Origin of the sequence: Roseicyclus mahoneyensis (assembly GCF_003148775.1) — a bacterium.
Taxonomy (GTDB): Bacteria; Pseudomonadota; Alphaproteobacteria; order Rhodobacterales; family Rhodobacteraceae; genus Roseicyclus; species Roseicyclus mahoneyensis.
Map to the genome: position 1 here is coordinate 189559 of NZ_QGGW01000006.1, position 25531 is coordinate 215089.

Below are 25531 nucleotides of genomic sequence, written 5' to 3' on the forward strand. Positions count from 1 at the left end.
CGCCACATCGCCTTTGATCGTGGCGACGCAATCACGCTTCGCGGCGGCGATGCAACCCCTGTTGCCCCACGCGCCATGCGAAAGCATGACCGATCCGACACGCATGCCAAAGAAGTCGCGCGGTTTCGCGCAATCTGACCGTGCGAGATTGACCGCGTCATCCGGGGCCTTATCGTGGCGCCAACAAGACATGCGTCAGACCTGGGGGTTGGATGTTCTGTGCACCATCAAGAGGCTTCGGCCTCATGCTTGCGGCTGCGATGGCGCTTGCGGGCTGCGAGCAGCTGCCGCGCGGTGCTGCCGTAGAGCGAGAGATCGTCGCCGTCGCCCAGGGCGAGATCGCCGATTTCGCCGTCTATCCCGTCGACCGTGCGCTTCTGGCACAACTTGCCGACTGGCCGCAGACCGGTGAGCGGCGGCTGAACTGGATTCCGGCCAGCGGCGGAGCGCGGACACAAGTGATCGCGCCGGGCGATGTGCTGGAAATCACCATCTGGGACAGCAACGAAAACTCGCTCCTGTCCTCGAACGGACAGCGACAGGTCCAGATCCAGGCGCTGACCGTGGCGCCCGATGGGTCGGTTTTCGTGCCCTATGTCGGCAACACGCAGGTTTCGGGCCTGACACTGCAGCTGGCCCGCGAACATCTGCAAGACGAGATCGACATGGTCGTGCCCTCGGCGCAGGTGCAGCTGACGCTGGTCGAAGGGCGCACCAATTCCGTCGATCTGGTAGGCGGCGTGTCCGCGCCCGGAGCCTACCCACTGCCCGACCGAAATTATACAGTGCTGAATCTGCTGGCAGCGGGAGGCGGAGTTCAAGCCGGCCTCGCCAATCCGCAGATTCGTCTGCGCAGGGGCGGCAATATATACGGCACGTCGGTCGAACGGCTGTACGACAACCCCGGCCTCGACACTCTGCTGATCGGCGGCGATCAGGTCATCGTCGAGGAAGACCGGCGCCGGTTCCTGTCGCTGGGTGCCGCGGGCCAACAAAACCAGCACGCGTTCACCCAAGACACGGTGACGGCACTGGACGCAATGGCGATCATCGGCGGCGTCGACAGCCGCAGGGGCAATCCGGGCGGCATCTTGATCTTGCGCGAGTATCCGACCAGCGCGGTGCGCACGGACGGGCGCGGCCCGACCCAATCGCGGGTGGTCTTCACGCTTGACCTGATTTCGGCGGACGGTCTGTTCAGCGCGCGGAACTTTCACCTTCACGGCGATGATCTGGTGCTTGTCACCGAAAGCCCGATCACGTCGGCCCAGACGATCTTTGGCCTGATCGGATCGGTCTTCGGGCTTGCGAACCAGACCTCGAACCTCGCTGACTGACAAACGCTCAGCTTGGCGGGGAAATTGCCATGGTGCGCGGGACAAGGCTGTTGATCCGTGCCACATGGGCGGGCAGGCATCGCGTCATGAAATCGTAACGCTCGACCATGTGCGCCCGCGCGTTGCGCCCCAGATGTGCGACATCGCCGGGGCGCTCCAGCACTTCGATCACCTGCCGGGCCAGCGCCTCGTGATCGTGGAAATCGACCAGCATGGCGGTTTCGCCATGCGTCATCACCTCGCGCACCGGAGCCGTGTCCGAGGCGACGATCGTGGCCCCCATCGACATCGCCTCCATGCTCGACCACGACAGGACGAAGGGCACGGTCAGGTAGATGTGGCAACGGCTGACCTGAATGATCTTCTGATACGCGGCATAGGGCACCTTGCCCAGGAAATGCACGCGGTTCCAATCCACGCGGTCACCCACCTCACGCTCCATCTCGGCGCGGTAGCCGCCCTTTTCGGGACTGGCCTTGCCATAGGAGACCTCGTTGCCGCCGATGATCAGCGCGCGGGCGTTGGGCCTTGCGGCAAGGATATGGGGCAGCGCACGCATGAACTTGTGAAACCCCCGCGTCGGTTCCATGTTGCGTGCCATGTAGGTGAAGATCTCGTCTTGCCGCGTGACAGACCTGCCCAACCGGCCCAGGGGCACAGAGGCCGTGGGGTTGGGCACCAGCCGGTCGGTCCGGATGCCGTCATGTTCGACATAGATTTTGTCTTGAAAACTGGCCGGGAAAGTATCGCGCTGGAACAATGTGGGCGACTGGCCCAGATCGACGGTCTGGATATTGGCGAAATTCACTGCGTTGCGCGCATGCATCAGGAACGGCGCATGCTCCGAGGCCGGAAATTCCGGGTCAAAACCGATCGATCCGCCGTTCGCGAGGAAGTAGTACTCGAAAAACCCGATGATCGGCGCATCTGGCCAGACCTGTTTGAAAAAGGTCAGCTCCCCCCACCCGACATGGCCAAGGATCACATCGGGGCGAAATCCATCGGCCGCCAGTTTTTGCGCCGCAAACCCTGCGCCCAATCCGTTGCCGACGCATTCCTCCCAGTATTTGGTCGGCGCATAGGCGGCGTCCGCCGGGACGTGATGCGGCGCATAGGTCACGATATGCGCCCCTTCGATTTGCGGCACACCCTTGCGCTGGGTAAGGAACACGATCTTGTGCCCGCCCTGCGCCACCAGCCACTTGAACAGTTCGCGGTACTGGCCCGGGAAATTCTGGTGCACGAAAAGGATGTTCATCTGCCTGCTGTCCGATCTGCCGTCGTTTGCCGGCAGTGTCGACGATGACGGCGCGGCGGGCAAGCCATGGTGGATTTGCGGGCGCATTTGGGATTGCAGACCGCGCCCCTATATGAAACCCAAAATCCGCAATTCAGGATGACCAACATGACCCTGACGACCAAGATCGCATGGGACGACACGGTTTTGCCGTTCCAGCTGGACCTGTCCGACATCCGCGGCCGGGTGGCACGGCTTGACCACACGCTCGACCAGGTGCTGGAACAGCATGACTACCCGCCCGAAGTGGAGGCGATGGTGGCCGAGGCCGCGCTGTTGACCGCGCTGATCGGCCAGACGATGAAGCTGCGCTGGAAGCTCTCGCTTCAGGTGCGCGGCGATGGGCCGATCCGGCTGATCGCCACCGATTTCTTCGCGCCCGCCGACACCGACACGCCCGCCCGCATCCGCGCCTATGCCGGTTATGACAAGGATCGGCTCGTATCGGGCAGCCACCCCTTCAGCCAGATCGGCAAGGGCTATTTCGCCATCCTGATCGACCAGGGCGCGGGCACCACGCCGTATCAGGGCATCACACCCTTGGCGGGTGGCTCGCTGTCGGCATGCGCCGAGGCCTATTTCGCGCAATCCGAACAACTCCCCACGCGGTTCCAGCTCAGCTATGGCCTCAGCCGAGAACCGGGACAGGCGGCGCGCTGGCGCGCGGGCGGCGTGATGCTGCAACATATGCCCAAGGCGTCACCGCTGATGGCGGGCGGCGAGGGTGGATCGGGCGAGAACGGCCTGCTCGCCGCCACCGACCTACTTGACGCGGACGAGGGCGAGAACTGGAACCGCGCCAACATCTTGCTCGACACCGTCGACGAACTGGAGTTGATCGGCCCCACGATCGGCCCCACCGACCTTTTGCTGCGCCTGTTCCACGAGGAAGGCCCGCGCGTCTATGACGCCCTGCCGGTGCAGTTCGGCTGCACCTGTTCGGCCGAGCGGGTGCGCAACACCTTGTCGATCTATTCGGCGCGCGACATCGGCCACATGACGACCGAGGATGGCCGCGTCACCGCCGATTGCCAGTTCTGCGGCGCGCATTACGACTTCGACCCCAAATCGTTGGGCTTCGAGGCCGAGCTTCCGCCGGAGGGGGGCGATGACCGGGCCGACTGACCTCGACCGGTTGCTTGCGGCGCTGGACCGGGTGCCGCAACGACCTTCGTCAGACTATGACCTGAACCGCGATGCCTTCTTGCCCGAGGGGCGCGTGCTGATACCGGCCGCCGTGCTCATCGGTGTGATCGGTAACGAGGTGATCTTGACCAAACGCGCCTCGCATCTGAAGCACCATCCCGGCCAGATCGCCTTTCCCGGCGGCAAGATCGACCCCGGCGATGCGGACCCGACCGCCGCCGCCCTGCGCGAGGCGCAGGAGGAAATCGGCCTCGACCCTGCCCAAGTGACCGTGCTGACCGACCTGCCAAGCCACGAGACCGTGACCGGCTACACCATCACCCCCATCCTTGCCCGGATCGAGCGAGAGTTTGCCGCCACAGCCGAACCCGGCGAGGTCGCCGAGGTCTTCCGCGTGCCTCTGCCCATTTTGCTCGACCCGGCGCGCTATCGGATCGAGCGGCGGCGCTGGCGCGGGGTCTGGCGCCGCTACTATGTCGTGCCCTTCGGCCCCTACTACACGTGGGGCGCCACTGCGCGCATGCTCAAGGCGCTGGCTGACAGGGTGACGGCATGAAGCTCGTTGCGGACTGGATGATCGACCCGGGCACACAGGCGGTGATGGGCGCACTCGCCGACGCAGGCCATCATGCGTGGTTCGTGGGTGGTTGTGTGCGCAACGGGTTGATCGGCACGGAGGTCCGCGACATCGACATCACAACCGACGCCCACCCGGGCGGCGTGATGGCCGCAGCCAAGGCGGCAGGGATCAAGGCGGTGCCTACGGGCATTGATCATGGCACCGTCACGCTGGTGTCGGCGCATCGCCCCTACGAGATCACGACACTGCGCCGCGACCTGACCACCGACGGCAGGCGGGCCACCATCGCCTTCACCGACCGTCTGGAGGAAGATGCCGCGCGCCGTGACTTCACCATCAACGCGCTTTACGCAACTGCCGATGGCACCGTCCTCGATCCCAATGGCGAGGGCCTCGCCGACCTCGCGGCGCGCCGCTTGCGCTTCATCGGCCAACCTGCTGACCGAATCGCAGAAGACTACCTGCGCATCCTGCGCTTCTTCCGCTTCCACGCATGGTACGCCGACCCTGCAGGCGGAATCGACGCCGAAGGGCTCGCCGCCTGCGCCGCCCTGTCCGACGGCATCGCCAGACTGTCGCGCGAGCGCGTTGGCGCCGAGATGCTCAAACTCCTCGCCGCCCCCGATCCCGCCCCCGCGGTGGCTGCCATGGCCCAGTCTGGCGTGCTGGCGCAGACCCTGCCGGGGGCCGATGCACGCCTTGTTCCCATTCTGGTCGCCTTCGAGGATACGGCGCCCGATCCGATCCGCCGCCTTGCCGCTTTGGGGGGCGATGACGTGCCAGACCGCCTGCGCCTGTCCAAAGCCGAACGCGACCGTCTGGCAAGCTTGCGTCAGGGCATGGCCTCCGCCGTTCCGCCCGGCGCACTGGCCTACGCCCACGGCGCCAGAACGGCGTGGGACATCGTGGTGCTGCGCGCGGCGCAGTTCGAAACCCTGCCCGATCCCGCCCTGCGCGACCCGATCGTCCGGGGTGCCGGAGCGGTCTTTCCGGTCAAGCCTGCCGACCTCATGCCGGACCTGCAGGGCCCGGCCCTAGGGGCGACCCTCAAGAGCCTCGAGGCGCGCTGGATCGCATCGGATTTCACCCTGACCCGTCAGGACCTTCTGGCGCAGCCCCGTTAACCCTGCAACAAGGTTAACGCGCACCGCCGCCCTTCTTCGTTTCAGAAACACGCCCGCCGGAGGCGTCCCAAGCGTCCGACACGCGGCCCTGCTTGACAATCCGGGCGCCGCACCCCGCGCGCGCCCTCACCGTCCTTGAGGCGATGCTGTACCATTGGGACGATGCCAAGGTCTGGGCCATCGCGCTGGCGGTGGCGTCGGCGGTCATGGTCTTTGCCTGAACACCGGACTATATGTCGGCCTCAGGACTGTGAGCCCCCGATGTTCCGCTTTTTCGAAAACCTGGTCGATCCCTATGCGGCCTATCCTGAAACCGACGCGCCTCCGCGCCGGCTGTGGCCGTTCCTGTGGTCCTATTCTCAACCCTTCAAGCCCGTCTTCGCCATCACGGCCCTGATGTCGGTCGTCGTCGCGGTGATCGAGATCGGGCTGATCTGGTACATGGGCCGCGTCGTCGATCTGTTGTCGGGCGGCGATCCCGCCGCCATCCTCGCCGCCCATGGCTGGGAACTGATCGCCGCCGCCATTTTCATCCTGACGCTGCGCCCGCTTTTGCAGGGCCTGTCGGTCGCACTCCTGAACAACGCCATCCTGCCGCAATTCGGCGCGCTGATCCGCTGGCGCGCGCATCGGCAGGTGCTGCGCCAATCGGTCGGCTGGTTCGAAAACGATTTCGCCGGCCGCATCGCCAACCGCATCATGCAGACCCCCACCAGCGCGGGCGACGCGATCTTCCAGATCTTCGACGCGATCACCTTCTCGCTCGCCTACCTGATCGGCGCGGCCATCTTGCTGACCGGCTCCGACCCGCGCCTGGCGATCCCGCTGCTGGTCTGGTTCGCACTTTACGGTGTGCTCCTGCGCTGGACCATCGCGCGCGTCGGCCCCGCCTCCAAGGCCAGCGCCGATGCACGCTCGATGACCACGGGCCGGGTCGTGGACAGCTACACCAACATCCATTCCGTCAAGCTTTTCGCCCACCACGACCGCGAGATCGACTACGCGAAAGACGCCATCGAACAGACCCGCGACACCTTCGCCCGCGAGATGCGGCTGTTCACGATCATGGATGTGGCGCTGACAGCGCTCAACGGCTTCCTGATCGTGGCCGTCGTCGGCTGGGCGATCTGGCTCTGGTCGACCGGTGTCGCCTCGGTGGGTGCGGTTGCCGCCGCCACGGCGCTGACGCTCCGGCTCAACGCCATGACCGGCTGGATCATGTGGGCGGTCTCCACGCTGTTCCGCTCGCTCGGCGTCGTGACCGAGGGCATGGAGACGATCACCGACCCCCTCCGCCTCACCGATGCGCCCGGCGCCAAACCGCTGGTCATGGACCGCGGCACCGTCACGTTCGACGATGTCAGCCACCATTACGGGCGCGGCGCGGGCGGGCTGGACCGGTTGTCGCTGACGGTCCGACCCGGTGAGAAACTGGGCCTGATCGGGCGCTCGGGCGCGGGCAAATCCACCCTCGTCAAGCTGCTCCTGCGCTTCTACGACGTGGAGGATGGGCGCATCTTGATCGACGGACAGGATATCCGCACCGTCACCCAAGACAGCCTCCGCCTTGAGATCGGGATGGTGCAACAGGACTCGAGCCTGCTGCACCGCTCCGTGCGCGACAACATCCTTTACGGCCGCCCTGACGCCACCGACGACCAGATGATCGCCGCCGCAATGCGGGCCGAGGCGCATGAGTTCATCCTCACCCTCGAGGACCCGCAGGGCCGCCGCGGCTATGACGCCCATGTGGGCGAGCGCGGGGTGAAACTCTCGGGTGGTCAACGCCAGCGCGTGACGCTTGCCCGCGTGATCTTGAAAGACGCCCCCATCCTCGTGCTGGACGAGGCCACCAGCGCGCTCGATAGCGAGGTCGAGGCCGCGATCCAGGACACGCTCTACAACGTCATGCAGGGCAAGACCGTGATCGCCATCGCCCACCGGCTGTCCACCATCGCCCAGATGGACCGCATCGTGGTGCTGGATGCCGGTCATATCGCCGAAGAGGGCACGCATGCCGACCTTTTGGCGCAGGGCGGGCTTTACGCCGGGTTCTGGGCGCGGCAATCGGGCGGGTTCATCGGCACGGACGCGGAAACGGAGGCGGCGGAATGACGACCATGTTCCGCCCGATCCTGCTGTGGCTGGCCGATTTGATCGACGGCTTCGCCCCTGCCGAAGGGGCGCCGCCCCGCGCGCTCTGGCCGTTCCTGCGCTGGTGTCTGGCTGGGACATGGCCGGTGATCTGGGTCGCCACGGCCTTTTCCGCCATCGCCGGCGCGATGGAGGTGGCCTCGGCCTGGCTCTTGGGTGTGGTCATCGACGCGGCGCTGACCGCCGGGCCCGAGGCCTTCTTTGCCGACCACGCCCTGCTCATCGGCGTCTATGTCGGCTTCTACCTGATCTTTCGCCCCTTCTTTTTCGGCGCCTCGGCGGCCTTCAACGGCATCGTGCTGCCCCCGAACCTTGCGCCCCTGATCCAGTCCCGCCTGCACCGCTGGTCTATGGGCCATGCTGTCAGCTTTTTCGACAACGACTTCGCCGGGCGGATCGCGCAAAAGCAGATGCAGACGGCAACCGCGCTCGTGAACGTCGTGACCGAGGTGATCAACGCCGGTGCCTTTGCCATCGCAACACTGGTCGGAGCCGTGGTGATGCTGGTGGCCATCGACTGGCGCATCGGATTGATGCTGCTGGTCTGGACGGCTGGCTATGCGTGGATGATCGGCTGGTTCATGCCGCGCATCCGGGTGCTGTCCAAGACACGGGCGGCGGCGCGCGCGAATGTGACGGGCCAGATCGTCGACACGATCACCAACATCAAGACCGTCAAGCTGTTCGGCCATGTCGAATACGAGGACGAGACCGCCATCGAGGCCATGAAAGGCTACCGCAACGCCGCGCTCGACTTCGGGTATCTGTCCACCGGCTTCCGCTTCGCACTGATGGCGACGGCGGGCATTCTGCCCGTGGCGCTGGTGCTCGGGGCGGTCGCGCTGTGGCAGGTGGGCACGGTCACCGCAGGCGAGATCGCGGCGACCGGCGCCGTGTCGATGCGGATCGCGCAGATGACCGGCTGGGTCAGTTTCACGCTGATGGGCATCTACGCCAACGTCGGCGAGATCGAGGACGGGATGCGCACGCTCACCCCGCCTCATGACCTGACCGATGCGAAAGGCGCGGTGGACCTGCCATCCTCGACCGGTCGGATCGCCTTTGAAGGCGTCAGCTTCGCCTATGGCCGCGAAACCGGTGGCGGGGTGGACGGGATCGATCTCGTGGTGGAACCCGGTCAGAAGGTCGGGATCGTCGGTGCGTCAGGTGCGGGCAAATCGACCCTCGTGGCGCTACTGCTCAGGCTTTACGACACCGAGCAGGGGCGCGTCACGCTGGACGGCATCGACGTGCGCACGATCAAGCAAGACAGCCTGCGCCGCCAGATCGCGATGGTCACGCAAGACACCGCGATGTTCAACCGCTCGGCCTTTGACAATATCCTCTACGGTCGCCCTGCCGCGTCCGAGGAGGAGGTCTATGCGGCGGCGAAGCGGGCCGAATCCCATGAGTTCATCGAGAAACTGATCGATCACCGCGGTCGGCGCGGCTACGGCGCGTATCTTGGCGAACGCGGGGTCAAGCTGTCGGGTGGGCAGAGGCAGCGCATCGCATTGGCCCGCGCCTTCCTTAAGGATGCGCCGGTGCTGGTGCTGGACGAGGCGACATCGGCGCTGGATTCAGAGGTCGAGGCGGCGATACAGGACACGCTGCTTGACGTGATGGAGGGCAAGACCGTCATCGCCATCGCCCACCGCCTGTCGACCCTGTCGGCGATGGACCGGATCGTGGTGCTCGATCAGGGCCGCATCGTCGAGGACGGGACACATGACAGCCTGCTGACCAATGGCGGGCTCTATGCGCGCTACTGGAACCGGCAGTCGGGCGGGTTCATCGGCCTGTCCGACGCCGCTGAATGAGGCTGGCCAAGCAGTTCGGGATAGGGCAGCTTTCCTGACATAAGGGAGGGCGCCATGGATCTTGAAACCGTTTCCGCCGACACGCTGGGTCTTAGCCTGTCGGGCATCGGACTGAACCTGCTGACGCGTGATGTGCGGGCACTTGCGGCGTTTCTGTCCGGGGTCTTCGGCCTGTCGGCGCATCGCCTGTCCGACGATTTCGCAATCCTGCGCCATGGGGCGATGATGCTACAGCTTCACTCCGACACGAGCTTTGCGCGCCACCCCTTGCCCGGCCTGATCCCGGAAAACCCGCCGCGCGGCGGGGGCGTGCAGATCTACCTTTTCGGCATCGACCCAGACGCGGCCATTGCATGCGCGCAAGCCGCGGGGCACATGGTGCTGGAAACCGCCACCGACAAGCCGCACGGCCTGCGCGAAGGCACGATCCTGTCCCCCGAAGGCTACGCCTTTTCCCCGGCGGTTCCCAGCGCATGACCGATACGCAACTGACCATCCACCGCCTCGGCCATCAAGGTGACGGCATCGCGCCGGGCCCGGTCTTCGTACCCCTGACTCTGCCCGGCGAACTGGTCGAGGGCGTGGTCGAGGGCGACCGGATGGAGACACCGCGGATCGTCACGCCGTCGTCCGACCGGGTCCGCGCGCCGTGCGCGCATTACCGGAGCTGCGGGGGGTGTTCCCTGATGCATGCGGCCGATCCATTTGTGGCCGCATGGAAAGCGCAGGTCATCGAGACGGCGCTGGCGGCCCATGACCTTGCGACCGACATCCGCCCGACCCTGACCTCGCCCCCCCGGTCGCGGCGGCGGGCGACGCTGGCCGGGCGGCGGACCAAAAAGGGTGCGCTGGTGGGGTTTCACGGGCGGCGGTCCGATGTGATCGTACCGCTGACCGAATGTCATGTGCTGGCGCCCGCGCTGGTCGCACTGATCCCCACGTTGGCAGAGATCACGCAGATCGGCGGCTCCCGCTCGGCCACGCTGTCCTTTGCGCTGACCCTGACTGACACAGGCGTGGATTGCGCGGTGACGGGCGGCAAGCCGCTGGACGGACCTCTGCAGGCAACCCTGCCGCGGTTCCGGGACAAGATCGCGCGGCTGACATGGGGCGACGAGCCTGTCTATGCCGACCATGCTCCGACCCTCCGGTTCGGTCCGGTCACGATCGCCCCGCCCCCCGGGGCCTTCCTACAGGCCACGCCCGAGGGCGAAGCCGCCCTGCGTGCTGCCGTGACCGCGGCGCTGGAGGGTTCGACCCGCATCGCCGACCTATTCGCCGGCTGCGGCACCTTCGCCCTGCCCTTGGCAACCCACACCCCTGTGCACGCCGTCGAAGGCGACGAGACCCTGACCGGCGCCCTGTTGCTGGCCGCCCGACATGCGCAAGGTCTCAAATCCGTGACCGCCGAGACGCGCGACCTGTTCCGCCGCCCGCTGTTGCCCGAGGAGCTGGCGCGCTTCGACGGCATCGTCATCGACCCGCCGCGCGCAGGGGCCGAGGCGCAGACCCGCGCACTGGCCGAGGCACAGGTCGCCCGCATCGCCACGGTGTCATGCAACCCCGTGACCTTCGCCCGTGACGCCGCGCTGCTCGTGCAGGCAGGCTACCGCCTGAATTGGGTGCAACCGGTCGACCAATTTCGCTGGTCCCCGCATGTGGAGCTTGCAGCCAGCCTGTCGCTGCCCCATCTGAGCGGAAACTGACCGAGGGCCAGAATGAGCGACACGATTTCCCAAGACGCGGGCTTCCGCGCCGGTCTGGCCGCATGGCTGGAACGCCCTGTGGTGCGTAACACGATCATCGGCGTGATCTTGTTCAATGCCGTGATCCTCGGGCTGGAAACCTCGCCGACGGTGATGGCGGCAGCCGGTCCCCTCATCCTTGCACTCGATCAGGCGTGTCTTGCGATCTTTGTGGTCGAACTGGTGCTGAAACTGGTGGCGCTCGGGCCAAGGTTCTTCCGGTCGGGGTGGAACATCTTCGACTTCATCATCGTCGGCATCGCGCTGGTGCCGGGTGCGCAAGGTCTGTCGGTGCTGCGGGCGCTGCGCATCTTGCGGGTGCTCAGGATCATTTCGACGGTCCCGTCCCTGCGCCGGGTGGTCGAGGGGCTCTTGACCGCGCTGCCGGGAATGGGCTCGGTTTTCTTGCTGATGTCCATCATCTTCTACATCGGCGCGGTGATGGCGACCAAGCTGTTCGCGGGCAGCTTCCCCGAATGGTTTGGCTCGATCGGCGCGTCGCTCTACACGCTGTTCCAGATCATGACGCTGGAGAGTTGGTCGATGGGCATCGTTCGCCCGGTGCTGGAGGTCTATCCATATGCTTGGGCGTTCTTCGTGCCCTTCATCATGGTCACGACTTTCGCGGTGGTGAACCTGATCGTGGGTCTGGTGGTGAATTCAATGCAAGACGCCCACGCCGAGGAAAGCAACGCCGCGACCGATGCCTACCGCGACGAGGTGCTGGAACGGCTCAGGCAGATCGAGGAGCGGCTGAAGTAGGGTGGGCAATCTGCCCACCTGACATTCGGGGCGGGCAGATCGCCCACCCTACGCTCGCTTCTCCAACCTCGCCACGCCCAGCACATCCAGCACCTTGGCCTCGATGTCGGAGGCGTTCATCTTGGCCACGGCATACATATCCGTCTGGCTGGCCTGATCGATGAAAATGTCGGGCAGGACCATGGAGCGGAACTTGAGTCCGGTGTCGAACACGCCCTCCTCGGCCAAGAGATGCGCGACATGGGAGCCGAAGCCGCCCACCGCGCCTTCTTCCAGCGTGATGAGGGCCTCGTGGTGGCGGGCCAACTGCAGGATCAGGTCGCGGTCGAGGGGTTTGGCGAAGCGGGCGTCGGCGATGGTGGGGGTGATGCCGCGCTGGGCGAGTGCCTCGGCGGCCTCGCGCACCTCTTTCAGCCGCGCACCGAAGTTCAGGATGGCGACGCGGTTGCCTTGCGTGATCAGGCGGCCGCGGCCGATCTCCAGCACCTCTCCACGCTCGGGCAGGTCGACGCCCACACCCTCGCCGCGCGGGAAGCGGAAGGCGGACGGGCGGTCGTCGATGGCAAGTGCGGTCACGATCATATGGCGGAGGTCCGCCTCATCGGCGGCGGCCATGACGACGAAGCCGGGCAGGTTGCACAGAAAGGCGATGTCGTAGCTGCCCGCATGGGTCGCGCCATCGGCCCCTACAAGCCCCGCGCGGTCGATGGCGAAGCGGACCGGCAGGCGCTGGATCGCAACGTCGTGCACGACCTGATCATAGCCGCGCTGCAGGAAGGTGGAATAGATCGCGGCAAAGGGCTTGAGCCCGCCCGCCGCCATGCCCGCGCAGAAGGTGACGGCATGCTGTTCGGCGATGCCGACATCGAAGGTGCGGCCCGGGAAGCGTTCGGCGAAAAGGTCAAGCCCGGTGCCATCGGGCATGGCGGCGGTGACGGCGACGATCTTTGGGTCGCGCTCGGCCTCGGCGATCAGGGTCTGGGCGAAGACTTTTGTATAGGAAGGAGCATTGGCCGGGGCCTTGGCCTGTTCGCCGGTGCGAATGTCGAATTTCGCGGTGGCATGGCCCCGGTCTGCGCGGTGTTCGGCGTACCCCTTGCCCTTTTTCGTGATGGCGTGGATCAGCATGGGGCCGTCGGCGCGCGCCTTGACGGTGCGCAGGATGGCGAGAAGCTGGTCCATGTCGTGGCCGTCGATGGGGCCGACATAGGAAAAGCCCAATTCCTCGAACAGGGTTCCGCCTACGGTCGCGGCCTTGAGCAGTTCCTTGGCGCGGCGCGCGCCTTCCTGAAACGGTTCGGGGAGGAGCGAGACTGCGCCCTTGGCCGCCGCCTTCAGTTCCTGAAACGGCGCACCTGCGTAGAGCCGGGAGAGGTAGGAGGACATGGCGCCGGTGGGTGGCGCGATGGACATCTCGTTGTCGTTGAGGATGACGATCAGGCGCTTGCCCAGATGGCCCGCGTTGTTCATCGCCTCATAGGCCATGCCGCCCGACAGTGCGCCGTCGCCTATCACCGCGATGGCATCGCCATGGCCGGTTGGGCAGTCGCCGCCGAGGTCGCGGGCGACAGCGAAGCCGAGTGCTGCGGAAATACTTGTAGAAGAATGTGCCGCGCCGAACGGATCATAGGGCGATTCCGAGCGTTTGGTGAAGCCCGACAACCCGTCCTTTTGCCGGATTGTGCCCATGCGGTCGCGCCGTCCGGTCAGGATCTTGTGGGGGTAGCTCTGGTGGCTGACATCCCAGATCAGCTTGTCGCGCGGCGTGTCGAAGACGGCGTGGATGGCCACGGTCATTTCCACCACGCCAAGGCCCGCGCCGAAATGGCCGCCGGTCTGGCTGACCGACCAGATGGTTTCCGCGCGCAGTTCGTCTGCAAGGCGGCGCAGCTCGGCGTCGGTGAAGCGCTTCAGATCGGCGGGCGAGGTCACGCGGTCGAGGAGCGGGGTGGTGGGGCGGGTGGTCACTGGCTTGGCCTCCTTGGGCCGGGCTGAGGCGTTACTTGTCGCGCGCGATGATGTAGCGGGCGAGAGCGGCAAGGTTATGCGCCTTATTGCCGTAGGGCGCTAGCGCGGCCTCGGCCGTGTCGACCAGCGCCTGCGCCTCGGCCCGGGCACCGTCGAGACCGAGCAGCGAGACAAAGGTGGCCTTGCCCGCCGCCGCATCCTTTTGCAGCGCCTTGCCCGCGGTAGCGGCATCGCCCGTGACGTCGAGGATGTCATCGGCGATCTGGAAGGCGACACCGATGGCGCGGGCGTATTGGCGCAATGGCGTGGGATCGGCACCGCCCAGAATGGCCCCCGCCAGCGCGGGCCATTCGATCAGGTGGCCGGTCTTGTTGCGCTGCAACTCCTGCACCTGCGGCAGGGTGAGGGGGGTGGCGGCGGTCTCAGCCGCGATATCCTGCGCCTGACCCAGCACCATGCCTTGCGCGCCGCTGGCCCGGGCGAGGGTGGCGACGAGGTCGATGCGCTGGTCTGCGCTGCCCGCGCGGGGATCGGCGAGACATTCAAAGGCGAAGGTCTGCAGCGCGTCGCCGACCAGAACGGCGGTCGCCTCGTCCCATTTCACATGGACGGTGGGCTGGCCGCGGCGCAAATCGTCATCATCCATGCAGGGCAGGTCGTCATGCACAAGGCTGTAGGCGTGCAGGCATTCCACAGCCCCCGCAGCGAACAGCGCCTGCGCAGGCGGAACGTCGAACAGCGAGGCGCTTTCAAGGGCGAGAAAGCCGCGCAACCGTTTGCCGCCATTGGTGGCGTAGCGCATGCCTGCGGCCACGCGGTCATCCCCGAGGCGGGCCAGTTCTTGTTCAAGAAAGTCCGAGATGGCCCGCTGGGCCGTGTCGAGCGCCGCCGTGAACACCTGTCACAGACCTTCGACCGGGGTGGTGCCCGTAGGTTGGCCGTTGGCGTCTAGCGTGATCTGCGCGACCTTTTCCTCGGCCTCCTTCAGCTTGGCCTCGCAACGGGCTTTCAGCGCCGCGCCGCGTTCGTAGAGCTTGATGGAGTCCTCCAGCGCCACATCGCCGCGATCAAGCGCGGTCACGACCTGTTCCAACTCGCGGATGGCCTCCTCAAAGCTCATCTCGCCGATCGGTTTGCCCTCGCTCATGCGCCTCGCTCCTTCAATTCCGTCAGATGCACCGCGACCGAGGCCGCCAGCGCGGGCAAATCATACCCCCCTTCGAGAGTCGAGACCACGCGCCCGCCGCAAACCTCGTCCGCGATGTCGCACAGGCCCCGGGTGATCCAGGCGAAATCCTCCTCCGTCCACATCAGGTTCGCCAGCGGATCACCGGCATGGGCATCGAAGCCCGCCGAGATCAGGATCAACTCGGGCTGCCACTCCGCAAGACGGGGAAAGGCGTGGGTCTCATAGGCGCGACGCATCTCTGCGCCACCCGATCCGGGCGCAAGCGGCAGGTTCAAGACGTTGTTGGACCCGCCGCGCTCACTGGCCGCCCCCGTGCCGGGGTATAGCGGCATCTGGTGCGACGAGACGAAGAGCGCGCGGGGTTCGTTCCACAGCACGTCTTGCGTACCATTGCCGTGATGCACGTCGAAATCCACGACCGCGACGCGGTATAGCCCATGCACCTCAAGCGCGTGCCGGGCGGCGATAGCGACATTCGAGAACAGGCAAAAGCCCATGGCGCGGGCCTTTTCGGCGTGATGACCGGGCGGGCGGGTGGCGACAAAGGCGTTTTTGGCACCGCCACTCACAACCGCGTCGACGGCGGCAATGCATCCGCCGACACCGCGCAAGGCGGCCTCCCACGTGCCGGGGCTCGCCCATGTGTCGGGGTCAAGGCCGTGCATCCCGCTGTCGGGGATCTGGCGGCGCACAGCGTCGACGTAGTCCTGCGGATGACCCAGCAGCAGCGCAGCCTCATCTGCCATGGGTGCCAGCATCCGGGTCAGCCCGTCGAATTCGGGCGCCGAGAGCGCAGCGTTGATTTCTTGCAGCCGCTCGACCCGTTCTGGATGGCCGGGGGGCGTCAGATGGTCCAGCCCCGCAGGGTTTTCGACAAGTAGGGTCATGGAGACGGCTCCCGTATCAGTCCGGTGCCAGCATGTAACCCGCTCCGCGCACGGTCTGCAAATAGCGCGGCTGTTTCGGGTTGGTCTCGATCTTGCGGCGCAGGCGGGTGATCTGCACATCCACCGCGCGTTCCTGCACCTGTTCGCCACCGATCTTGTCGCGGTTCAGAAGCGTCACCAGATCGCCACGGCTGAAGGCCTTGTGCGGACCTCCGGTGAAAATGCGCATCAAGGCTGCCTCGGTCGCGGTCAGGCGCACTGGGTCCGCGCCGCGCCACATCTCGCCGCGTTCGAGGTCATAGCGGATCGGCCCGAGGTGCAGAACCTGCGGCACCTCTGCCTCGGCCGCGGGTTTGGGCATCCGACGCAGGATGGCATTGATCCTGAGCAGTAATTCCTTGGGCTCGAAGGGCTTGGCAAGGTAGTCATCGGCCCCTGCTTCCAGCCCGGTGATGCGGTCGCCGGTCTCGCCCCGCGCCGTCAGCAGCAGGATCGGGGTCGCATGGCTGTCGCGGATGGCGCGGCACAGGCTCAGCCCATCCTCGCCGGGCATCATCACGTCGAGCACGATCAGGTCAAAGGACAGGCCCATCAACAACCGCCGCGCCTGGCCTGCGTCGCGCGCAACCGTCGCCATGAAGCCGTGACGGATCAGGAATTTCTGCAACAGGCCGCGGATGCGTTCATCGTCATCCACGATCAGCAGATGGGCGCCGATATCGACCGTCATCGCGGGCCATCCCCGCCGTCGATGTAATGGCGCCGCATGTCGGGGTCCATCATCTGTTCCAGCACCGCGCGAAAGCCCGACACCGCGTCGGGCCCCGCGGCACGGAACGCATCGCGCATGCGGTTGCGCTGCGCCTCGGACAGGGCACGTTCCAGATCGGCACCCTTGGGCGTCAGGAAGAGATGACGCTCGCGCTTGTCGCGCACACCGACGCGGCTGTCGACGAGCCCATCCTCGACCAGCGTGCGCAAGACCCGGTTGAGCGACTGTTTGGTGACGCCAAGGATCGACAATAGGTTGTTGACGGTGGTGCCGGGCGAGCGGTTGATGAAATGGATCGCCCGGTGATGCGCGCGCCCATAGCCGTATTCCTGCAAGATCCGGTCGGGGTCTGCGGTAAAGCCGCGATAGGCAAAGAACATCGCCTCGATCCCGCGGCGCAACTGATCGTCCGTCAGGAAGAGGAGGCTTTCGCCACGTCCCATCGCATTCGCGAGATTGCGATCCGCCATCAGATTGTCCCTCCCGTCCTGTCCCATTCGGGATTTGAATCCAGTTTAAGTCAGCCTTGTTGACTTTCCAAGAATCAATTGCTAGCGAAGAGGGCGTTTTGCGCAACTTTATGTCCGTATCGGACGTAATTCACGCAACATTCGAAAACCAACCGGTTGGAAGAGCCGGTCAACTGGACGAGGATCAGCGAGATGGCCGGTGGCTATGACGACCGTGACGGCAAGATCTGGATGGATGGCAAGCTGGTGGATTGGCGGTCGGCCAATGTGCACATCCTGACCCATGCGATGCATTACGCCTCCTCCGTGTTCGAGGGCGAGCGGGCGTATAACGGCACCATTTTTGAGTCCCGCAAGCATTCCGCCCGCCTGCTGGCTTCTGCCGAGATGATCGACATGCAGATCCCGTGGACGGTGGACGAGATCGAAGCCGCGAAATACGAAGTGATGCAGGCCAACGGGCTGACCGATGCCTATGTCCGCCCGGTTGCCTGGCGCGGGTCGGGCGAAGACATGGGCGTGTCGTCCAAGCGCAACCCGGTCCATCTGGCCATCGCGGCCTGGAGCTGGGGCAATTACTACGGCGACGCCAAGACCAAGGGCGCCAAGCTCGACATCGCCAAATGGCGCCGCCCCGCACCCGAAACCGCGCCCTTTGCGGCAAAGGCGGCGGGCCTCTACATGATCGCCACCATGTCCAAGCACGCGGCCGAGGCAAAGGGTTGCTCGGACGCCATGATGTTCGACTATCGCGGCTATGTGGCCGAGGCGACGGGGGCCAACATCTTCTTCGTCAAGGACGGCGAGGTGCACACGCCCAAACCCGATTGCTTCCTGAACGGCATCACCCGGCAGACCGTCATCGGCATGCTGCTTGAGCGTCAGATCACCGTGCATGAACGCCACATCATGCCCGAGGAGCTGGAAAGCTTCGAGCAATGCTGGCTGACCGGCACCGCCGCCGAAGTCACGCCGGTGGGCCAGATCGGCGATTACAATTTCGAGGTGGGTAGCCTGACGCGGCACATGTCCGAGGCCTACGAGACGCTGGTTCGCGCCTGACGGTCAACTCATCGACAGGAAAACGGCCCCGTCACATAGCGGGGCCGTTTTGCGTTCCGCGCTTGATTTCCGCGGCCAGCGCGCCCACAATCAACGAATGGTGATGCATGTCCAGCCCATGGGGCCCGCCGCACGCACGGAACAGGTTGCTTTCGACCGCCGGGAACTGGGCGTTATCCTGACCCTTTACGGTCGCATGGTGGCGGCTGGCGAATGGCGCGACTACGGGATTTCCCATCTGTCTGACGTGGCGATCTTTGCCATCTTTCGCCGCACCGCCGAATACCCGCTCTATCGGATCGAAAAGCGGCCCAAGCTGCGCGAGCGTCAGGGCATGTATTGCGTGATCGGAATGGACGGGCAGATCCTCAAGCGCGGCCATGACCTCAAGACCGTGCTGCGCGTGCTGGAACGCAAGCTGATCCGCGTGGTCGACCCCTGAGGGCCGGCAGGTCAGGCCAGCCCCAGATTCAGCAGTGCCCTTATGTCCGGCTCGCGCGTGCCGGCCACGATGCGGCCCAGTTCCCGATCGCCGCGCAACACCACCAGCGTCGAGCGGCGCGGGATGTTGAGACGGCGCGACAGATCGCCATCGCCATGCTGGTCCCAATCTACCCGTACGAAACCCATTGCCGCGTCATAGGCGGGGTTTGCAGCCCGCAACCCCTCGATCACACGTTCCTGCGCGCGGCAGGTACTGCACCAGCTGGCCCAGAAATCCACCAGCAAGGTCTCGCCATTGGCCAACCGCTGATCGACAAGCCCGGGGGTGTAGTCGACCATTGCGGCAGCAGGGCGGGCCAACGGCGTCAGGGCCAGCGCCGCGGCACCGATCAGAAAGGGGCGTCTTTGCATCTTGGGGAACTCCATGGGGATTAGAGGGCGACCGACAGGTCTTGCAGCCAAATCGGCAGCCGATCGAGCAGCCAGATTTCTGCCATCTGGTGCCAGCGCATCAGGATGGCAAAACCGACGAAAACGAAGACCGCGCCCAGAACAGGCCGCGAGGATTGAGCGAAGCGGCGGAGACGCCCCATGTGGCGCTGCATCAGCCCGCGCGCGCCGTAGCCAAGTGCCACGACGACGGTGCCGATCCCGAGGGCGAACCCCGCCATGATGGCAAAGGCGCGAAGCAGATCCTCACCCTGCGAGGCGAGCGAGATCGCACCGCCCAGCGTTGGGCCAACGCAAGGGCTCCAGACCGCGCCAAGCAAAAGGCCGCCAAGGAATTGCCCCTGCCAGCCGTCGCGCGGCAGCTCGTTCATCCCCGTATCGGCGCGCGCGGCGACGCCAGAGGTGGCAAGAGCGAACCGGGCCTGCGCCTGCGGCACCAGCAGCACAAGGCCGAAACCGATCATAAGGACGGCGCCCGCACGGGCCACCGTCTCCTCGGTCAGGCCGACCAAATGGCCGGCCGCGATCACGCCGAACCCCAGCGTGACAAAGGCCAGCCCCATTCCCGCCGCCAAGGCCAGCGGGCCGAAGCGGCTGGCCTGCAAGGCACCGGCCAGCACGATCGGCAGGATCGGCAACACGCAGGGGTTGATCAGCGTCAGAAGGCCCGCGGCATATGCAAGGATGATGTCCATGGCGCGAGTGATGGATCAGCCGCGCGCGCCTGTCATCAAACATGCCCGTGATTTGGCGTGATCTCAGGTGACCTTGGCCCGCGACAATTGCACGGCCAGAATGCCCGCCGCCACGATGGCCACACCCAGCCCGTCGATCCAAGACAGCCGTTCGCCCAGCAGAACGGCGGCGATGGCGACCCCGAAAACCGGGTTGAGGAAGTGAAAGGTCGCGGCCCGCGTTGCCCCGATGCGGCCCACCAGCCAGAACCAGATCAGCGTCGCCACAAGCCCTGGCATCAGGGTCGTGTACACAAAGGCCAGCACCAGCGGCGTGGACCAGGCCACGCTGAGCGTCTCGGTCAGCGCGGCGACAGGCACCAGCGCGGCGGAGCCCACCAACATCTGCAACCCCACGATCATCAGCAGGTTGCCGCCACCCTGCGCGGCAACCCGCACGGCCAGCGTGGCAACGCTGAGCGCCACTGCCCCGATCAGGCACAGCGCGATGCCAAGCCCGTCCGCCCCGCCCGACAGGCGTTGCAGCATGATGAGGCCGACACCAAAGAACCCCGCCGCCAGCCCTGCCAAGCCCAGCGGCGGCAGCCGGTCGCGAAACAACCCCCAGGATGCTGCGGCGACCAGCAGCGGCATGGTCGAGGCGATGATCGCGGCCAGCGACGCCTCGATCCACTGCATGGCAACGAAGTTGAGGCCGAGATAAAGCGCATTCTGGCAGATGCCGAACACCACCACCGCCCGCCATTGTGCTGCAGACAGGCGCATCGACTGCCCCATGGCCAGCGCGATGCCCACGCCGATCGCCCCGGAGATCAAGAAGCGCAGCGCCAGCGCGGTCAGCGGCGGCGCGGCCTCGACGATGATCCGGGCCGAGGCAAAGGCCGACGACCAGATGAGGGCGAACACCAGCCCAGCAAGCAGCGCGCGAATATCCATGATGTGCCTTACCGTCCCCGGCGTCACAAAACGCGGATCGCCGGGCCGGGGCAAGCCGATTCCGGGTCGCGCCGCAGGTCACACCCTAAGCCTGCGCGCAGAAAAAGGCCGCGACGCCGGTACGGGCGCGCGGCCTGTAGGACCCTGAAGGGCCCGATGGCTCAGCCGTTCACGCTGTCCTTGAGCGCCTTGGCAATGGTCACCTTGACCTGCTTGTCGGCTTCTTTCTTGATCGTCTCGCCGGTGGCGGGGTTACGGACCATGCGCTCGGGGCGCTCGCGGCAATAGACCTTGCCAATGCCCGGAAGGGTGACGGCGCCGCCTGCGGCGACTTCCTTGGTCACGATGGCGGTGACGGCGTCCAGCGCGGCCCCGGCGGTTTTCTTGTCCCCACCCATCTCTTCGGCGATGGCCGCGACAAGCTGGGTTTTGGTCATGGGTTTTTGTGCCATTGTCTTATTCTCCTGACGACTGCCCGAGCCCTTGGGCCCGTTGGCGGGAAACTAACCGAATATTGTGGGTCCACACAACGCTTCGTGTGCATGAAAAGCCCAAAAACATGGCCTTTGTGGCGTTTTTTCGCCCCTCAGAGAAAGGCCGTCTCCTCGAAAGAGCGCAATTTCCGGCTGTGCAGCCGCTCAAGGGGCATGTCGCGGAGCGTTTCCATGGCCCGGATTCCAATCAGAAGATGCCGCGCAACTTGGGTCTTGTAAAAATCGGAGGCCATGCCCGGCAGTTTCAATTCGCCGTGCAGCGGCTTGTCGGACACGCACAACAACGTCCCGTAAGGCACCCGGAACCGGAACCCGTTGGCCGCGATCGTGGCGCTTTCCATGTCGAGCGCGATGGCGCGCGATTGCGACAGGCGCTGCACCGGCCCGGTCTGGTCGCGGAGTTCCCAATTGCGGTTGTCAAGACTGGCCACCGTGCCCGTGCGCATGATCCGCTTCAGCTCGAAACCTTCCAGCTCGGTCACATGCGCGACCGCATTTTCCAGCGCCACCTGGATCTCGGCCAGCGCGGGCACGGGAACCCAGACCGGCAAGTCATCATCCAGCACCTTGTCCTCGCGCAGATAGGCATGGGCGAGGACGAAATCGCCCAGACGCTGCGAATTCCTGAGCCCCGCGCAATGACCCACCATGACCCAGGCATGCGGACGCAGCACCGCGATGTGGTCGGTCGCGGTCTTGGCGTTCGACGGCCCGACGCCGATGTTGACCAGCGTGATGCCGTTCCCGTCCGCCCGTTTCAGATGATAGGTCGGCATCTGCGGCATCTTGGGCGGCTGCGCGATGGGCGTGTCGGGGTCGGCAATCTCGACATTCCCGGTCGCCACGAAGGCCGTGTAGCCGCTGGCGGGGTCGGCCAGCATGGTGCGGGCATAGGTCTCGAACTCGTCGACGTAGAACTGGTAGTTGGTAAACAGGACGTGGTTCTGGAAATGCACCGGGTCGGTCGCGGTGTAATGCGCGAGCCGCGCCAGCGAATAATCCACCCGCTGCGCGGTAAAGGGCGCCAAGGGATGCGCGCCATCCTCGTAGGTAAAGCCCAGGCCATTGACGATGTCGTCATGGGTCGTCGAAAGGTCGGGCACGTCGAACACGTCTCGCAGCGTGAAATCGCCCGCCCCTTCCTGCGGCACGCTGATGGCGTTGTCACCCGCCACCGCGAAATGCACCGGGATGGGCGTCAAGGACGGCCCGATCTCGACCGGCACACCGTGGTTCTTGAGCAAAAGGCCGATCTGCTGGCGCAGGTAGTTGCCGAACAGGTCGGGCCGCGTGATCGTTGTAGAATAGCTGCCCGGCTCGGCCACATGGCCAAAGCTCAGGCGGCTGTCGGTCAGCGCATAGGTTGCGGTCGTGATCCGGATTTCCGGGTAGTACGCGCGATAGCGCGTATCGCCCGGAGCACCGTCGCGCAGCGTCTTGGCGAAACGGTCGCGCAGGAACTCGGTCGCCTCGATGTAGAGCGCCTGCAGATGCGCGACGGCCTTGTCGGCATCGGTGAACACCTGTGTCCTCTGGCCTTGGTCGGGGGTGGAAATGCTGGTGGTTGCCACGGTCATGTCTCGATCTTCACAAAGGGATAGGCCGACCTGATCGCCGCAAGCCCTTCGGGGCCCAGCTTGGCGGCAAGGTCGGCGGAAACGACAAAGGGGTTGTCTGCGGTCAGGCCCGGCACCGTGGACGGGTCGGGATCTTGGGTTTCGGCCTCCATCCAATCGCGCAGCGGGTCGGAGTCGTCGAAGGCGGGGATGCGGAGGCCCAGATCGGCGGCGGTTCGGGGCAACGGGCGACCGAACCGGGCCGTCAGAAAGTCGCGATAACCCAGCGGCAACATGAGCGGCGGCGCGCCCGGAAAGGCCATCTCTTCCTCGGGCGAAATGGTCGGGTCCTCCAGACAAGCAGGCTCCGGATAGCCAAGGCCAAGGAACTGCACTGCCACCACCGGGTCAGCGGTCAAAACGTAAGGGATGCCATGGTTGAACACGACGATCTGCTGCACACCATCCGCGTCACACCAGAAGCCCAGCCGCCCGCCATCGCCTGCAATCTTCGCCACCGTGGCGATCCGCGCCAGCATCGCCTCGCCTGGCGCATGGATGGGTGGACCGGCCTCGAAATTGAAGATGACGTAGCTGGCCCCTGCGGCCTCCATCTGGCCCGGCGGATAGATCGACAGGTAATGGCTGCCGAAATCGGCGCTGTCGCCGCGCCGGAACACGTCCCTTTGCCCCTGCGCCTCGGCCCAGTCGAAGACGGCGGCGAAGGCATCGGGCAGATGCAGCGCGGCAGGGAGGCGGGCGCGCACCTCATCGGCGAAGCTGGGGGTCATACGTGCGGCTCCACGATCAGGTCGGTCAGGGCAAAGCGCGTCACATCCACCAGTCCCAGATCGGAAATACGCAAACTGGGAATGACGACCAGCGCCAAGAGCGAATGTTGCATGTAGGCGTTGTTGAGGGTGCAGCCGCAGACCTCCATCGCCGCGACCATGGCTTGTGCCTTGGCGGCCACCTCGGCCGCCGGGCTGTCCGACATCAGGCCCGCGATGGGAAGTTCGACCAGCGCCAGTTCCGCGCCGTCCTTCCAGACGGTGACACCGCCACCGACCTCGGCCAGCCGGTTGGCGGCGCGTGCCATCATCGCGCGGTCGGTGCCCACCACGATCATGTGGTGGCTGTCATGCGCCACGGTCGAGGCCATGGCCATGCCGGGCCCATAGCCGAAACCCGAGACGAAGGCGTTCACCACCTGCCCGGTGCCCCGGTGCCGTTCCACCAAGGCGATCTGGGCGACGCCGTCGCGGCCTTCGATCACACCCGCCATCACCGGCAGCACAGCCTCCAGCGCCTCGGTCGGCGCCTGATTTTCGACGACGCCGATCACCCGCACCCGCACTTCGGCGGCGCTTGCGGGCGCGGCGATCTCGAAATCCGCGGCCTCCAAAACCTTGCCCAGATGCACCGATCCGCGCGTGTCGGCGGGCCAGTCCAGATGCGGACACTCGGCAAGGCAAACGCCGCCCTCGGCCACCTTGCGACCGCGCGCATAGACCCGCTCGATGGGTAGCGCACTCAGGTCCGAGGTCACGATCATGTCCGCCCGCCGCCCCGGCGCGATCTGGCCGATCTCACGCTCCAAACCGAAATGGGTGGCGGTGTTGATCGTGGCCATCTGCAGCGCCACCAACGGCTCGCAGCCACAGGCAATGGCGTGCCGCACCGCCCGGTTCATGTGCCCCTCGTGCACCAGCGTGCCGGAATGGCAATCGTCTGTGCACAAGATCATGTTGCGCGGATCAAGCCCCCGTTCGGTGATCGCCGTGATCTGGCTTTCGATGTCGAACCACGCCGACCCCAGCCGGATCATCGACCGCATCCCTTGCCGCATCCGCGCAACCGCGTCATCCTCGCAGGTGCCCTCATGATCATCCGCAGGCCCGCCCGCGACATAGGCGTGAAACGCAGGCCCCAGATCGGGCGAAGCGTAATGCCCGCCCACAGTCTTGCCCGCCTTCTGCGTCTCGGCGATCTCGGCCAGCATCTGCTGGCTGCCATTCACGACGCCCGGAAAATTCATCATCTCGCCCAGCCCGATGATGCCGGGCCAGCCCATCGCGTCGGCAACATCCTCGGGCCCGATCTCGTAGCCCGTGGTTTCCAGACCGGGGGCGGAGGGCGCGCACGAGGGCATCTGCGTCCAGATGTTGACGGGTTGCATCAGCGCCTCGTCATGCATCAGCCGCACCCCGCGCAGACCAAAGACATTGGCGATCTCATGCGGGTCGGTGAACATGGAGGTCGTGCCATGCGGGATCACCGCGCGGGCAAATTCGGCGGGCGTCAGCATGCCGGATTCAATATGCATGTGCCCGTCGCACAGGCCGGGGATCAGGTAGCGCCCCCCGATATCCTCGATCTCGGTGTCAGGCCCGATGCAATGACTGGCGTCCGGCCCGACATAGGCGAACCGGCCATGGCGCAGGGCAACCTGCCAACCCTCAATCACCTCGCGGGTCTGCACCAGCACGACGCGGGCGCCGATCAGCACCAGATCGGCGGGCGCGCGCCCTGCCGCGGTTGCCACAAGATCAGAGGCCACATCGGGCCAGGCCGGAAACGGGGGGATATGTCGCTGTTCCATGTCGCAATTTCCCCTATCGCGCCGCCCTTCGCAAGCAACCG

Annotated in this window: 26 protein-coding genes; 12 read left to right on the forward strand and 14 right to left on the reverse strand. The window is 65.7% G+C overall.

What is annotated here, in order from left to right:
- Positions 1-245: 245 nt before the first annotated feature.
- On the forward strand, positions 246-1337 hold the full coding sequence (locus C7455_RS13430) for a polysaccharide biosynthesis/export family protein (protein WP_245904328.1): 1092 nt from the start codon (positions 246-248) through the stop codon (positions 1335-1337).
- Between the two features lie 7 nt (positions 1338-1344).
- Here the strand turns inward: C7455_RS13430 and C7455_RS13435 are convergent, their stop codons facing one another.
- The gene (locus tag C7455_RS13435) at positions 1345-2595 is read right to left on the reverse strand and encodes a glycosyltransferase family 4 protein (RefSeq protein ID WP_109669043.1); all 1251 of its coding nucleotides are present in this window, start codon (positions 2593-2595) and stop codon (positions 1345-1347) included.
- 147 nt (positions 2596-2742) lie between these two features.
- Between C7455_RS13435 and hslO the strand changes: the two genes are divergently transcribed.
- From hslO to C7455_RS13475, 9 genes are all read left to right on the forward strand, one after another.
- Positions 2743-3759, forward strand: coding sequence for an Hsp33 family molecular chaperone HslO (hslO, locus tag C7455_RS13440; RefSeq protein WP_109669181.1), 1017 nt, complete (start codon positions 2743-2745; stop codon positions 3757-3759).
- Positions 3743-4336 (forward strand): CoA pyrophosphatase, encoded by a 594-nt coding sequence (locus tag C7455_RS13445; protein ID WP_109669045.1) that lies wholly within the window; start codon positions 3743-3745, stop codon positions 4334-4336. Before hslO ends, C7455_RS13445 begins: the two co-directional genes overlap by 17 nt.
- Positions 4333-5484: a CCA tRNA nucleotidyltransferase gene (locus C7455_RS13450; RefSeq protein WP_109669047.1), complete on the forward strand. Its 1152-nt coding sequence runs from the start codon at positions 4333-4335 to the stop codon at positions 5482-5484. The genes C7455_RS13445 and C7455_RS13450 overlap by 4 nt, the downstream gene beginning before the upstream one ends.
- A 92-nt stretch (positions 5485-5576) precedes the next feature.
- On the forward strand, positions 5577-5705 hold the full coding sequence (locus C7455_RS20610; RefSeq protein ID WP_281269415.1) for a hypothetical protein: 129 nt from the start codon (positions 5577-5579) through the stop codon (positions 5703-5705).
- 40 nt (positions 5706-5745) lie between these two features.
- Positions 5746-7599, forward strand: a complete 1854-nt coding sequence (locus tag C7455_RS13455; protein ID WP_109669049.1) for an ABC transporter ATP-binding protein — start codon at positions 5746-5748, stop codon at positions 7597-7599.
- Positions 7596-9458, forward strand: a complete 1863-nt coding sequence (locus C7455_RS13460; protein WP_109669051.1) for an ABC transporter ATP-binding protein — start codon at positions 7596-7598, stop codon at positions 9456-9458. Before C7455_RS13455 ends, C7455_RS13460 begins: the two co-directional genes overlap by 4 nt.
- Positions 9459-9512: 54 nt before the next feature.
- Positions 9513-9935 (forward strand): VOC family protein, encoded by a 423-nt coding sequence (locus C7455_RS13465; RefSeq protein WP_109669053.1) that lies wholly within the window; start codon positions 9513-9515, stop codon positions 9933-9935.
- The gene (locus tag C7455_RS13470) at positions 9932-11164 is read left to right on the forward strand and encodes a class I SAM-dependent RNA methyltransferase (RefSeq protein ID WP_109669055.1); all 1233 of its coding nucleotides are present in this window, start codon (positions 9932-9934) and stop codon (positions 11162-11164) included. The genes C7455_RS13465 and C7455_RS13470 overlap by 4 nt, the downstream gene beginning before the upstream one ends.
- Before the next feature lie 12 nt (positions 11165-11176).
- Complete coding sequence (locus C7455_RS13475) at positions 11177-11965, forward strand: ion transporter (protein WP_109669057.1); 789 nt, start codon at positions 11177-11179, stop codon at positions 11963-11965.
- Positions 11966-12013: 48 nt separating this feature from the next.
- On the opposite strand, the gene dxs is transcribed toward C7455_RS13475, so the two are convergent.
- From dxs to C7455_RS13505, 6 genes are read right to left on the reverse strand one after another with little or no spacing between them, the layout of a single operon-like run.
- A complete protein-coding gene (gene dxs / locus C7455_RS13480; protein ID WP_109669058.1) occupies positions 12014-13933 on the reverse strand; it encodes a 1-deoxy-D-xylulose-5-phosphate synthase in 1920 nt (639 codons plus the stop codon).
- Between the two features lie 31 nt (positions 13934-13964).
- The gene (locus C7455_RS13485; protein WP_425450646.1) at positions 13965-14831 is read right to left on the reverse strand and encodes a polyprenyl synthetase family protein; all 867 of its coding nucleotides are present in this window, start codon (positions 14829-14831) and stop codon (positions 13965-13967) included.
- A gap of 3 nt (positions 14832-14834) precedes the next feature.
- Positions 14835-15080, reverse strand: a complete 246-nt coding sequence (locus tag C7455_RS13490) for an exodeoxyribonuclease VII small subunit (protein WP_109669060.1) — start codon at positions 15078-15080, stop codon at positions 14835-14837.
- Complete coding sequence (locus C7455_RS13495) at positions 15077-16009, reverse strand: histone deacetylase family protein (protein WP_109669062.1); 933 nt, start codon at positions 16007-16009, stop codon at positions 15077-15079. The genes C7455_RS13490 and C7455_RS13495 overlap by 4 nt, the downstream gene beginning before the upstream one ends.
- A 16-nt stretch (positions 16010-16025) precedes the next feature.
- Positions 16026-16739 carry a response regulator gene (locus tag C7455_RS13500; protein ID WP_109669064.1) on the reverse strand — a complete coding sequence of 238 codons (714 nt, stop codon included), beginning with the start codon at positions 16737-16739 and terminating at the stop codon, positions 16026-16028.
- A complete protein-coding gene (locus C7455_RS13505) occupies positions 16736-17251 on the reverse strand; it encodes a MarR family winged helix-turn-helix transcriptional regulator (protein WP_245904329.1) in 516 nt (171 codons plus the stop codon). The genes C7455_RS13500 and C7455_RS13505 overlap by 4 nt, the downstream gene beginning before the upstream one ends.
- Positions 17252-17443: 192 nt before the next feature.
- On the opposite strand from C7455_RS13505, the gene C7455_RS13510 reads away from it, so the two are divergent.
- Positions 17444-18313: a branched-chain amino acid aminotransferase gene (locus tag C7455_RS13510; protein WP_109669186.1), complete on the forward strand. Its 870-nt coding sequence runs from the start codon at positions 17444-17446 to the stop codon at positions 18311-18313.
- Positions 18314-18416: 103 nt separating this feature from the next.
- Positions 18417-18755 carry a DUF2794 domain-containing protein gene (locus C7455_RS13515; protein WP_109669187.1) on the forward strand — a complete coding sequence of 113 codons (339 nt, stop codon included), beginning with the start codon at positions 18417-18419 and terminating at the stop codon, positions 18753-18755.
- Between the two features lie 11 nt (positions 18756-18766).
- Here the strand turns inward: C7455_RS13515 and C7455_RS13520 are convergent, their stop codons facing one another.
- The 7 genes from C7455_RS13520 to C7455_RS13550 all read right to left on the reverse strand — a co-directional run bounded on the left by C7455_RS13520 (position 18767) and on the right by C7455_RS13550 (position 25490).
- Positions 18767-19168, reverse strand: coding sequence for a thioredoxin family protein (locus C7455_RS13520; RefSeq protein WP_109669189.1), 402 nt, complete (start codon positions 19166-19168; stop codon positions 18767-18769).
- A gap of 20 nt (positions 19169-19188) precedes the next feature.
- Positions 19189-19902, reverse strand: a complete 714-nt coding sequence (locus C7455_RS13525; RefSeq protein WP_109669066.1) for a cytochrome c biogenesis CcdA family protein — start codon at positions 19900-19902, stop codon at positions 19189-19191.
- A gap of 63 nt (positions 19903-19965) precedes the next feature.
- The gene (locus C7455_RS13530) at positions 19966-20838 is read right to left on the reverse strand and encodes a DMT family transporter (RefSeq protein ID WP_109669068.1); all 873 of its coding nucleotides are present in this window, start codon (positions 20836-20838) and stop codon (positions 19966-19968) included.
- A gap of 161 nt (positions 20839-20999) precedes the next feature.
- Entirely contained in the window at positions 21000-21290 is a 291-nt protein-coding gene (locus C7455_RS13535) for an HU family DNA-binding protein (protein WP_109669070.1), read from the reverse strand.
- 134 nt (positions 21291-21424) lie between these two features.
- The gene (locus tag C7455_RS13540; protein WP_109669072.1) at positions 21425-22909 is read right to left on the reverse strand and encodes an AMP nucleosidase; all 1485 of its coding nucleotides are present in this window, start codon (positions 22907-22909) and stop codon (positions 21425-21427) included.
- Positions 22906-23679, reverse strand: a complete 774-nt coding sequence (locus C7455_RS13545; protein ID WP_109669074.1) for a hypothetical protein — start codon at positions 23677-23679, stop codon at positions 22906-22908. Before C7455_RS13545 ends, C7455_RS13540 begins: the two co-directional genes overlap by 4 nt.
- On the reverse strand, positions 23676-25490 hold the full coding sequence (locus tag C7455_RS13550; RefSeq protein WP_109669076.1) for an adenine deaminase: 1815 nt from the start codon (positions 25488-25490) through the stop codon (positions 23676-23678). The genes C7455_RS13545 and C7455_RS13550 overlap by 4 nt, the downstream gene beginning before the upstream one ends.
- Positions 25491-25531 lie beyond the last annotated feature (41 nt).

Excerpts from the sequence above, each read along its gene's own strand:
- C7455_RS13430 (WP_245904328.1), top strand. The coding sequence starts at position 246 with ATGCTTGCGGCTGCGATGGCGCTTGCGGGCTGCGAGCAGCTGCCGCGC.
- C7455_RS13435 (WP_109669043.1), bottom strand. The coding sequence starts at position 2,595 with ATGAACATCCTTTTCGTGCACCAGAATTTCCCGGGCCAGTACCGCGAA.
- hslO (WP_109669181.1), top strand. The coding sequence starts at position 2,743 with ATGACCCTGACGACCAAGATCGCATGGGACGACACGGTTTTGCCGTTC.
- C7455_RS13445 (WP_109669045.1), top strand. The coding sequence starts at position 3,743 with ATGACCGGGCCGACTGACCTCGACCGGTTGCTTGCGGCGCTGGACCGG.
- C7455_RS13450 (WP_109669047.1), top strand. The coding sequence starts at position 4,333 with ATGAAGCTCGTTGCGGACTGGATGATCGACCCGGGCACACAGGCGGTG.
- C7455_RS13455 (WP_109669049.1), top strand. The coding sequence starts at position 5,746 with ATGTTCCGCTTTTTCGAAAACCTGGTCGATCCCTATGCGGCCTATCCT.
- C7455_RS13460 (WP_109669051.1), top strand. The coding sequence starts at position 7,596 with ATGACGACCATGTTCCGCCCGATCCTGCTGTGGCTGGCCGATTTGATC.
- C7455_RS13465 (WP_109669053.1), top strand. The coding sequence starts at position 9,513 with ATGGATCTTGAAACCGTTTCCGCCGACACGCTGGGTCTTAGCCTGTCG.
- C7455_RS13470 (WP_109669055.1), top strand. The coding sequence starts at position 9,932 with ATGACCGATACGCAACTGACCATCCACCGCCTCGGCCATCAAGGTGAC.
- C7455_RS13475 (WP_109669057.1), top strand. The coding sequence starts at position 11,177 with ATGAGCGACACGATTTCCCAAGACGCGGGCTTCCGCGCCGGTCTGGCC.
- C7455_RS13490 (WP_109669060.1), bottom strand. The coding sequence starts at position 15,080 with ATGAGCGAGGGCAAACCGATCGGCGAGATGAGCTTTGAGGAGGCCATC.
- C7455_RS13495 (WP_109669062.1), bottom strand. The coding sequence starts at position 16,009 with ATGACCCTACTTGTCGAAAACCCTGCGGGGCTGGACCATCTGACGCCC.
- C7455_RS13500 (WP_109669064.1), bottom strand. The coding sequence starts at position 16,739 with ATGACGGTCGATATCGGCGCCCATCTGCTGATCGTGGATGACGATGAA.
- C7455_RS13505 (WP_245904329.1), bottom strand. The coding sequence starts at position 17,251 with ATGGCGGATCGCAATCTCGCGAATGCGATGGGACGTGGCGAAAGCCTC.
- C7455_RS13510 (WP_109669186.1), top strand. The coding sequence starts at position 17,444 with ATGGCCGGTGGCTATGACGACCGTGACGGCAAGATCTGGATGGATGGC.
- C7455_RS13515 (WP_109669187.1), top strand. The coding sequence starts at position 18,417 with ATGCATGTCCAGCCCATGGGGCCCGCCGCACGCACGGAACAGGTTGCT.
- C7455_RS13520 (WP_109669189.1), bottom strand. The coding sequence starts at position 19,168 with ATGCAAAGACGCCCCTTTCTGATCGGTGCCGCGGCGCTGGCCCTGACG.
- C7455_RS13525 (WP_109669066.1), bottom strand. The coding sequence starts at position 19,902 with ATGGACATCATCCTTGCATATGCCGCGGGCCTTCTGACGCTGATCAAC.
- C7455_RS13530 (WP_109669068.1), bottom strand. The coding sequence starts at position 20,838 with ATGGATATTCGCGCGCTGCTTGCTGGGCTGGTGTTCGCCCTCATCTGG.
- C7455_RS13535 (WP_109669070.1), bottom strand. The coding sequence starts at position 21,290 with ATGGCACAAAAACCCATGACCAAAACCCAGCTTGTCGCGGCCATCGCC.
- C7455_RS13540 (WP_109669072.1), bottom strand. The coding sequence starts at position 22,909 with ATGACCGTGGCAACCACCAGCATTTCCACCCCCGACCAAGGCCAGAGG.
- C7455_RS13545 (WP_109669074.1), bottom strand. The coding sequence starts at position 23,679 with ATGACCCCCAGCTTCGCCGATGAGGTGCGCGCCCGCCTCCCTGCCGCG.
- C7455_RS13550 (WP_109669076.1), bottom strand. The coding sequence starts at position 25,490 with ATGGAACAGCGACATATCCCCCCGTTTCCGGCCTGGCCCGATGTGGCC.